At 73.7% G+C, this 8,970-nt stretch carries 11 protein-coding genes and 2 pseudogenes; 7 read left to right on the top strand and 6 right to left on the bottom strand.

Features of this window, described 5'->3' with window-relative positions:
- Positions 1–45: 45 nt before the first annotated feature.
- Positions 46–171 (bottom strand): annotated as a pseudogene (locus G5V59_RS25595) (hypothetical protein); the annotation flags it as partial.
- A gap of 47 nt (positions 172–218) precedes the next feature.
- On the opposite strand from G5V59_RS25595, the gene G5V59_RS37705 reads away from it, so the two are divergent.
- The 6 genes and pseudogenes from G5V59_RS37705 to G5V59_RS37690 all read left to right on the top strand — a co-directional run bounded on the left by G5V59_RS37705 (position 219) and on the right by G5V59_RS37690 (position 2,280).
- Entirely contained in the window at positions 219–485 is a 267-nt protein-coding gene (locus G5V59_RS37705; RefSeq protein ID WP_341351035.1) for a hypothetical protein, read from the top strand.
- Between the two features lie 11 nt (positions 486–496).
- Complete coding sequence (locus tag G5V59_RS25590; RefSeq protein WP_278258376.1) at positions 497–724, top strand: hypothetical protein; 228 nt, start codon at positions 497–499, stop codon at positions 722–724.
- On the top strand, positions 694–1,089 hold the full coding sequence (locus G5V59_RS25585; protein WP_278258375.1) for a hypothetical protein: 396 nt from the start codon (positions 694–696) through the stop codon (positions 1,087–1,089). Before G5V59_RS25590 ends, G5V59_RS25585 begins: the two co-directional genes overlap by 31 nt.
- Positions 1,090–1,269: 180 nt before the next feature.
- On the top strand, positions 1,270–1,737 hold the full coding sequence (locus G5V59_RS37700; RefSeq protein ID WP_341351034.1) for an ATP-binding cassette domain-containing protein: 468 nt from the start codon (positions 1,270–1,272) through the stop codon (positions 1,735–1,737).
- Positions 1,680–1,808, top strand: a pseudogene (locus G5V59_RS37695) (ATP-binding cassette domain-containing protein); the annotation flags it as partial. The gene G5V59_RS37700 and the pseudogene G5V59_RS37695, both read left to right, overlap by 58 nt.
- A gap of 250 nt (positions 1,809–2,058) precedes the next feature.
- Entirely contained in the window at positions 2,059–2,280 is a 222-nt protein-coding gene (locus tag G5V59_RS37690) for a hypothetical protein (protein WP_341351311.1), read from the top strand.
- A gap of 763 nt (positions 2,281–3,043) precedes the next feature.
- On the opposite strand, the gene G5V59_RS25570 is transcribed toward G5V59_RS37690, so the two are convergent.
- Genes G5V59_RS25570 through G5V59_RS25555 form a run of 4 tightly spaced genes read right to left on the bottom strand, consistent with a single transcriptional unit; the run spans position 3,044 to position 4,764 of the window.
- The gene (locus G5V59_RS25570; protein WP_278258373.1) at positions 3,044–4,024 is read right to left on the bottom strand and encodes a hypothetical protein; all 981 of its coding nucleotides are present in this window, start codon (positions 4,022–4,024) and stop codon (positions 3,044–3,046) included.
- Complete coding sequence (locus tag G5V59_RS25565; protein ID WP_278258372.1) at positions 3,969–4,175, bottom strand: hypothetical protein; 207 nt, start codon at positions 4,173–4,175, stop codon at positions 3,969–3,971. The genes G5V59_RS25570 and G5V59_RS25565 overlap by 56 nt, the downstream gene beginning before the upstream one ends.
- Complete coding sequence (locus tag G5V59_RS25560; protein WP_278258371.1) at positions 4,118–4,564, bottom strand: hypothetical protein; 447 nt, start codon at positions 4,562–4,564, stop codon at positions 4,118–4,120. Before G5V59_RS25560 ends, G5V59_RS25565 begins: the two co-directional genes overlap by 58 nt.
- A complete protein-coding gene (locus tag G5V59_RS25555; RefSeq protein ID WP_278258370.1) occupies positions 4,561–4,764 on the bottom strand; it encodes a hypothetical protein in 204 nt (67 codons plus the stop codon). Before G5V59_RS25555 ends, G5V59_RS25560 begins: the two co-directional genes overlap by 4 nt.
- Before the next feature lie 295 nt (positions 4,765–5,059).
- Here G5V59_RS25555 and G5V59_RS25550 point away from each other — a divergent pair, with 295 nt between their 5' ends.
- Positions 5,060–7,069, top strand: a complete 2,010-nt coding sequence (locus G5V59_RS25550) for a hypothetical protein (protein WP_278258369.1) — start codon at positions 5,060–5,062, stop codon at positions 7,067–7,069.
- On the opposite strand, the gene G5V59_RS25545 is transcribed toward G5V59_RS25550, so the two are convergent.
- On the bottom strand, positions 7,054–8,970 hold the full coding sequence (locus G5V59_RS25545) for an MMPL family transporter (RefSeq protein WP_278258368.1): 1,917 nt from the start codon (positions 8,968–8,970) through the stop codon (positions 7,054–7,056). The two genes, G5V59_RS25550 and G5V59_RS25545, sit on opposite strands and share 16 nt — an antisense overlap.

The following is an 8,970-nucleotide window of genomic DNA, read 5'->3' as shown; positions in this document are numbered from 1 at the left end:
GACGGCCCGCTCGGCGACGGAGTAGATGTCGCCCATGATCGTGACCGAGGCCGGCTGGATCGCGCCGGCACCGAGGCCCTGGATCGCGCGGAACACGATCAGCGCCGTCATGCTCCAGGCCACGGCGCACAGCACGGAGCCGAGCACGAAGAGCCCGATGCCCAGCAGCATGAGGGGCTTGCGGCCGAAGACGTCGGCGAGCCTTGCCGTAGATCGGCGTGGTCACCGCCTGCGCCAGCAGGTACGTCGAGAACAGCCACGGGAACTGGGTGAACCCGCCCAGGTCCTCGACGATCGCCGGCACCGCGGTCGCCAGGATCGTGGTGTCGATCGCGACCAGCGCCACGCTCAGCATCACCGAGGCGAGGATCGGACCCCGGTCGCTGCGCAGTCCCACGCTCGCTCGGCTGATCGGCGTAGTGGTGGGGGAGGTCACGACGGGCTGCAACCTCCGCCCCGGAGCCGGCATTCCCCGCGCCTCCTAGACTCAGGCGTCATGGCGACCCACGACACCCGGATGCTGCTCCTGGGTGCGGTCGCGCTGTTCGAGCCGGTCAACGGCTACCAGATCCGGCGCGAGCCTGCTGTCCTGGCAGGTCGAGGACTGGGCGCACGTCAACCCCGGCTCGATCTACAACGGCCTGTCCACGTTGGCCCGGCAGGGCCACGTGACCCGCACCGACCTGGTGGACGGTGGGCGCCCGGTCGCGGTCTACGAGCCTGACCGACTCCGGCCGCACCGAGCTGGAGCGGCTGATCCGCAGCGGGCTGGAGGAGGTCAGCACCGTCGATCGGACGGCGTTCAGCGCCGCGATCTGCCTGCTGCCGTTGCTGTCCCCGGCCCGGGCGCTGCGCTCGCTCACCCGGCGCCGGACCGCGCTGGAGCAGGTGGTCGCCGACCTCGGCACACCGGTCGGCCCCGAGGCGGCGCCACCGCACGCACTGCGCATGGTCACCCTGTGGCTGGACCTGGCCATCGCCGAGCCTGGCCTGGCTGCGCGAGACGATCGAGCAGGCTCCGGCGCGGGGACCTGCCGCTCGACCCGGCCGCGTGGGCGCCGCCGGCCGACGATCCCGGCTGGCAGATGAGCAGCGACCGCGACCGCTACCGGGCACTCCTGGGCCGCTGAGCCGCGCGAAAAGCGCTCGCCGATGATTCGGCGGCGGTGGCAGGGTCAGAGCGTGCGGCGGGGGTGAGCGCGATCGGTTGACGCGGTCGTGTTCAATCTTGAATACTCCGTGTTCAACGTTGACTACGAAGGGATCGCGATGATCGAGGCACGAGGGCTCGTGCAGACCTTCCACACCGGGCAGGGCAAGCAGAAGCGCGAGGTGCACGCGGTGCGCGGCGTCGACCTCGACGTCGCCGAGGGCGAGGTCGTCGGCTTCCTCGGCCCGAACGGCGCCGGCAAGACCACCACGCTGCGGATGCTGACGACGCTGCTGCGACCGACGGCGGGCACCGCCACCGTCGCCGGGTACGACGTCGCGACCCAGCCGGTCGACGTACGACGCTCGATCGGGTACTGCTCCCAGGTCGGCTCGACCTTCTCCGGCGCCTACGCCGGCGACGAGGTCGTGGACCACGGGATGCTCTACGGGATGTCCAAGAAGGCCGCGGTGGCCAAGGGCCAGGAGACTCTTCGACCGAATCCAGACTCGAGGGGCTGTGGCGGCGGATGCCGAAGAACATGTCGGGCGGTCAGAAGCGCCGCCTCGACATCGCCATGGCGCTGATCCACTCGCCGGGGCTGGTCTTCCTCGACGAGCCGACCACCGGCCTCGACCCGCAGGCGCGGATCAACCTGTGGCAGCACATCTCCGACCTGCGCACCCGCGAGGGCGCGACGGTCTTCCTGACCACGCACTACCTCGACGAGGCCGACGCGCTGGCCGACCGGATCATCATCATCGACAAGGGCGAGATCGTCGCCAGCGACACCGCCGACAACCTCAAGGCCGCCGTCGCCGGCGACCTGGTCGACCTCGAGGTCAGCACCGACGAGCAGGTGAGGATCGCGCGCGACAAAGCTCGCCACGATCAGCGGCGACGTCGAGGTGGACGGTCACCACGTCCGCGGCCGGGTGGCCCGCGCCGGCAAGGCGGTGCCCGGGCTGCTGCGCGACCTGGACGCCTCCGGGGTCGCCCTGGAGTCGATCGAGGTCGTCCGGCCCACCCTGGACGACGTCTTCCTCACCCTGACCGGCCGCTCGCTGCGCGACGCCGAGGCCGGTGCCGCCGCGACCGACGCCCCCACCACCGAAGGAGCCGAGGCATGACCCTCTTCCTCCGCGAGTCCTGGATCGTCTTCAACCGCCAGCCTGCGGATGAACCTGCGCAACCCGGCGTGGGTCATCATCGGGATGCTGCAGCCGGTGCTCTACCTGCTGCTGTTCGGCCCGCTGCTCAAGCCGGTGATCTCCCAGGCTCGGCGGCAACCAGTACACCTGGTTCGTGCCCGGCATGCTCGTCCAGGCTCGGCATCTTCGGCGCCTTCTTCGCCGGCTTCTCGCTGATCGGCGAGTGGCGCGAGGGCGTGATCGAGGCGGAGCGGGTGACCCCGGCGCACCGCTCGGCGCTGCTGTTCGGGCGGCTCTACCGCGACCTGCTCCAGTCTGTTCGTGCAGGCGGTGATCCTCGTGGTCCTGGGGCTGGTGCTGGGGATGGATGCCTCCTTCGGCGGCATCGTGGTCGGCGTCGTCCTGACCATGCTGCTCGGCGGGGCGTGCGCCGCGGCGTCGAACGCGCTGGCGCTGACGACCAAGAGCGAGGACGTGATGGCGCCGATCATCAACGTCGTGATGATGCCGGTGCTGCTGCTCAGCGGGATCCTGCTGCCGATGAGCTTCGGCGCCGGCTGGCTGGAGCGGCTCAGCGACTTCATGCCGATCCGGCACGTGGTCGACGCGGTCCGCGCGTCCTTCTTCGGCGACTTCGACAGACTCGATGCTGTGGGGCGTGGGCTGGACCTTCGCGCTCTTCGGCCTCGCGGTCTGGTGGGGCACCGCGGTGTTCAAGAAGGAGAACGCCTAGGAGCCGGGCCTAGGAGCCGGGCAGGGCGCCGAGGCCCTTCTGGATCGTGTCGAGGTACTTCCGCAGCGGGAAGACCTGTCCGTCCGCGGGCTTCTCGATCGCGACCTCCTCGTCGAAGTCCGAGAACTCGAAGTGGTCGACGTCGCTCTCCTCGATCCGCATCAGGTAGTGCGGCGCGGCGGAGCGTACGTCGACCACCTCGCGCTGGCCGCCCTCGCTCTGCTCGATCCGGACCGTCTCCTCGCCGTCGACCCGGCCGGTGCCGATCCGCCTGGCCTCGGCGTTCTCCCGGCCGTCGCGCTCGAGGAACTCGTCGAGGTCGCAGAAGCCCTCGGTGCTGTCGCGCAGGTCGTTCTCCAGGACCCACTTGTCGCCGAGCACGGCGAGGATGATGTCGGTCGTGCTGTCCTTGCCGGTGGCGTTCCAGTACGCCCGGTCCGCGCGCAGGTAGACCTGGTCGTCCACGCGCAGGATCTCCGCGGTGCCGCCGGAGGATGCCGACTTCATGCTGCCCGTGCAGTCGCCGCGGGTGGTGGCGGTGACGTCCACGGTGAGGGTGTCGCCGTCGCTGTCCGCGAACTGCCCGCGGATCCGCGCGGTCTCCACGACCGCCATGTCCTTGTCGGAGGCCTGCAGCACCTCCTTCGGGGACAGGCGCGCGAACGCGTCCGGCTCCGGGTCGCTGCTGCCACTGGTCCCCAGGGCCACGCCGATGCCGCCGGCCAGGGCGAGGACGGCCGCGCTGCCCACCGCCACCCACCGTCCGGTACGACGCCGGGCCGGAACCGTCACGAGGGGCGCCGGGGCCGCGGGCGGTGCCGGGGCCGCGGGCGGTGCCGGCCGCGGGGTCGGGGCGGGCGTGGGCCGCTCGAGCGCGGAGAGCCGGAGGGCGGCCTGCAGGTCGCCGCGCATCTCCCCGGCCGAGCGGTAGCGCTCAGCGGGGTCCTTGGCCATCGCGGTGCGCAGGATCCGGTTCGTCGCCTGCACCATCGCGCTCTCGCCGGGCAGCCTGCGGCACCGGCTCGCTCTCGTGCGCGGCGATGACGAGGTGGTCCGCCGGGCGCGGGTAGGGCTGGGTGCCGGTCAGCGCGACCCACAGCACGCAGCCGAGCGCGTAGATGTCGGTCGCCGGGCCGGCCATCGTGCCCGCGTGCAGGCTCCGGGGCCATGTACGACGGCGTGCCGGCCGTGGTCGTCGTCCGGCTGGCCGCGGCGTCCATCCGCCGGGCGATGCCGAAGTCGGCGAGGTAGGCCCGCACCGGGCCGGGCCGGCGGACCAGGACGTTGGCGGGCTTGATGTCGCGGTGCACCAGCCCGGCCGAGTGCGCGTCGGCGAGGCCGGCCGCGACCTGCTCGATGATCTCCAGCGCCCGGACCAGGCTCGGCGTGCCGTCCGCGCGGATCAGCCTGCCGGAGGTCTCCGCCGGGGACCAGGCTGGCTGGCGAGGTAGAGGTGACCGTCCTCCTCGCCGTGGGCGTAGACCGCCACCACGTGCGCGGACTCCAGCGAGGCCTGGGCGCGCGCCTCACGGGTGAAGCGGGCCCGGAAGTCCGGGTCGTGCGCCCACAGCGGCGCGATCACCTTGAGCGCGACCTCGCGGCCGAGGTTCTCCTCCAGGGCGCGGTAGACCACGCCCATGCCGCCCTGGCCGAGCCTGGTCGAGCAGCCGGAACCGCCCGATGCGCGACCCGGGCGCGGGGTCGCCGGCTGGGGGTGGGGGAGGAGACACGGTCCCTGTCTACCGGAAGCGGTACGCCGGGGACGAGGTGCGCCGCGCCCGGACGCCGGGGCGAGGCCCCCCAGACCGTCCCCGGTCAGCCGACCGTCGATCCGGCGTGCGGCGGACGCAGCGCACCTCTCGCGAAGGACCACTTCCCCCACGGAGGGCCCAGCGCAATTGTCCGGCCGCGCGTGACCGGGGGGAATCCCCCGAAATGGAGGACACGCCCCGCGCGCGGCCGAATCCGCCTAGGGTGCGACGAATGGGGCCTCGTCGTCCGGTCGCGCGCGCGTTCGGCGCCACCGTGGAGCGCGTTCTCCACCTCGCGCTCGGCCTGGCCCTGCTCCTCGGCGCGGCGCTCTTCGTCCTCCGGCTCGGCCCGCCGGCGGACCTCGACGAGGTGACCCTGCTGTCGGCGGTGGTCGTGGTGCTCTGCCTGGCCACGGCCGGACTGCGCTGCCTGGGGCGCGGCACGAGCGGTCTCGACGTGCTCCTCGGCGTCGCCGCCGCCGGCGCCGGGACGACCATGCCCGGCGCCGAGCGGCCGGTCCTCCTGCTCGCGGCGCCGCTGCTCCTCGTCCTCGCCGCGCGCCGGCCGCGCCCGGTGCTCGCCGTCGTCTCGGTGACAGCGGCCTACGCCGTCCTGCGCTGGAGCCAGACCGGCACGCCCGGCGTCGCGGAGGCGGTCCTCGCCGGTGGCACCGGGCTGGCGGCGCTCGTCCTGGTCACCCGGATGCGCCGGGCGGCGGCCCGCGCCGACGCCACCCTGGACAGTCATCGCGAGGTGCACCGCGCGCACCTGTCCGTCGCCGAGGTGGAGACGACCGCCTTCCTCCACGACGACCTCGTGCCGACCCTGCTCGCCGTCGGCAGCATCCCCGACTCCCCCGACACCCACGCGGCCGCGACCGCCGCACTCACCCGGCTCACCGGGCCGGCGCACGGCGAGGACGCCGCGGACCTGGTGACCGCGATCCGTGCCGCCGCGGCCCGGGAGAGGCTCGACGCCCGGATCCTCACCCGCGGCCCGCGCACGCACCTGCCCGAGACCGTGCGGGAGGCGATGCTCGGCGCGGCGGGTGAGGCGCTGCGCAACGTCGCCCGGCACAGCGGTCAGCGGCAGGCCACCGTCACCGTCGTACGACGCCCCACGGCCCTGCGGGTCCGGATCGAGGACAGCGGGAGCGGACTGTCGGGCGCCCAGGGCGTCGGCATCCGGGTCGCGATCCTCGGCCGGCTCGAGTCGATCGGGGGCACTGCCCGGGTGACGGGTGCGCCCGGCGGCGGGACCGTCGTGGAGCTGGCCTGGCGGGCCCGGCTCGTCTCCCGGCTGCTCGGCGTCAGCCCCGACCTCGACCGGCTCGTGCGGGCCGCGGTCGGCGACCCGGGCCGGGTGGCCCGCCAGGTGGGCGCGATCCTCGCGGCGGCCTACGCCGCCTCGGGGCTGCTTCTCGGCCGCGAGACCCCGCAGGAGCCGTGGGCGTGGGCGGGCGCCGCGCTGCTCGTCGCCCTCGTGCTGGTCGTGGGGACCGCGATGAGCCGCGGCGCGCTGCACCCCGCCCTGCTGGTGCCGGTGGCCGTCGTACCAGCGGTGGTCGTGGGCGGGACGACGGAGGTCTGGGCGGCGGCGTTCGCGGCCCTGCCGGCGCTCGCGGTCGCCTGGGTGGTGTCGGGCCGGATGCTCGTCCTGCTGCTGGCGCCGGCCGGGGCCGTGCTCCTCGCGCAGGGCCGGGCGGACCTGCTGGCCCTTCCACTGGCCGACGCCGCGGCGGTGGCGGTCGCGGTCGCCGTGTGCCGCCACGCGGGGCGGGTGCTGACCGAGCCCGCTCGGCCCGAGGTCACCGCCCACGCCGCCGCGCTGAGCGCCGCACTGGGCCCGATCCTGCGTCCGGTCGTGGTGGCGCTGCGGACGGTGGGCGCGCCCGACGCCCCGGCCGAGCCGCCGCCTGCGCTGCTGGCCCAGGCGGTGCGGGACTGCCTCTACCTGCCGGGGCCCGGCCACGAGGCGCTGCGCACCGAGATCGACGCGCTGCGCCGTGCCGGCGTCCACGTGGAGACCATCATCACCGACCTGCCCCCGGCGACCCGGACGCTCGCGGCGGCGCTCGCCACCGCGGGCCGGACCGGGGCGACCCGGGTGACGGTGTCGGGCAACCCGGAGGAGGTGACCGTCGTCGCCGTGCCGGGGCCCGGGCCGGAGCCTGGCCGAGCGGCTGCCCCGGCTGCTGCCGGTGGCCTGGCGCGTGGACGCCGATCCCGAGGTCGCGGTGCTCAGTGGTCCGCCCGACCTCGCGACCCTCATTCGTCGAGGTGACCGTCGGCGCGTGCGCGACTGATCAGTCCGTGCACGTTGCCGATGTCGACGCCCCCGTCGCGGTAGGCACGGGCGGCGCGGGAGAGGTGCTCACGCACGGTGACCTCGCTGATGCCGAGCCTGGCGCGCGACGAGCCGGTACGGCAGGCCGGTGCTGACCGCCTGCAGGATCTCGATCTGCCGCTCCGAGAGCCGGGTGCCCAGGGAGGCGTCGGTGAGCAGAGCGGCGGCGAGCCTGGCCCGAGCAGGCGAGCTCGCCGGCGGCGGCGTCGCGGATCGACTGCGCGATCCGCTCGACCGGGTCGACCTTGAGGACCAGCCCGGCGGCGCCGGCGGCGATCGCGCGTCGTACCGGGACGGGCTTCTCCTCGGCGGTGAACAGCAGCACCACGATCCCGAGCTTTGCTCAGCCGGCCGACGGTCTCCTCGGGGTGCGGCTGGCCCGGCATGTGCAGGTCGAGCAGCACGACGTCGAGCCCGTCGGGCGCCTTGGCGAGCAGCGCGTCCACGGTGTCGGCGATCGCGACCAGGCGCAGGTCCGGAGCGGATTGGGCGAGCGCCGCCCCCACCCCGGCGAGAACCACCGGGTGGTCGTCGATCGCGCCGACCTTGATCACGGGACCAGTATGTCCACGCGATCCGCTCCCGTGCGGGGAATCGGAGATCCCGCCGGCTCCTCGCGGAAGCCGTGCCGCTCCCACCACCGCGCGAGCGGCGCCGGAGCCCACCAGTTCCACCGGCCGAGCAGGCTTCATCGTGGCCGGCACCAGCAGCGCGCGTACGACGGTCGCGTCGACCAGGATCGCCACCAGCATGCCGATGCCCATCATCTTCATGAACACCACGCCGCTGAGGCTGAAGGCACCGATCACGACGGCGAGCAGCAGGGCCGCACTGGTGATGATCCGGCCGGTCTTCTGCACGCCGGCCTGCACTGCGAGGTCGTTGCTGCCGGTGGCGTCCCACTGCTCGCGGACCCGGGAGAGCAGGAAGACCTCGTAGTCCATGGACAACCCGAAGAGCACGGCCAGCATGACGATCGGGTTGGTCATGTCGAGGAAGCCCTGCGGCGTGAAGCCGAGCAGGCCGGCGAGATGGCCGTCGCTGAAGATCCAGGTGACCACGCCGAAGGAGGCGGTGATGGAGAAGGCGTTCATCAGCACCGCCTTGAGCGGCAGCACCAACGAGCCGAACGCGAGGAAGAGCAGCACGAGCATGACGCCGACGACGATCAGCCCCATCAACGGCAGGTGGTCGCCCACCGAGGTCGCGAGGTCGACGGTGCTCGCGGTGAGCCCGCCGACCAGCGCATCGGCGCCGGCCGGCGCGTCGACCGTGCGCAGGTCCCGGACCACCTGCTGCGAGGCCTCGCTCTGGCTGTTGCCCCGCCAGGCCGCACGGAGCAGGGTGGTGTCGCCGTCGGTCGCCACGGGCCGGACGTCGACCACGCCCGGCACCGCGGACAGCGCGGCGACGTAGGCGTCCAGCCCGGCGCGGTCGGCACCCTCGACGAGCACGTTCGCCGTCGAGCGCTCGGCACCGAACTCGGTGTTGAGGCGTTCCGAAGCCTGGTGCGACGGGGTGTCCGCGGGCAGGACCCGGTAGTCCACACTGCCCCACTTGACCCCGAGGAACGGCGAGGCGACGACGAGCAGGACGGCGACGACACCGACCGCGACGAGCACCGGGCGGCGCATCACGGCGCGGGCCAGCCGGGCCCAGCCGCCGTGGTCGTCCTCGGTCCGCGGCGCCCGCTGCAGGAAGGGGATCCGCAGGGCGTCGATGCGGGTGCCGAGCAGCGCCAGCGCCGCCGGGAGGACCGTCAGGGCGGCCACCATCGCGATCAGCACGGCCGCGATGCCGCCGTACCCGATCGACTTGAGGAAGGTCTGCGGGAACAC

Source organism: Nocardioides convexus (assembly GCF_011090295.1).
The sequence above is the reverse complement of the archived record's forward strand: the minus strand, read 5'-3'. Positions and strand labels throughout refer to the sequence as shown.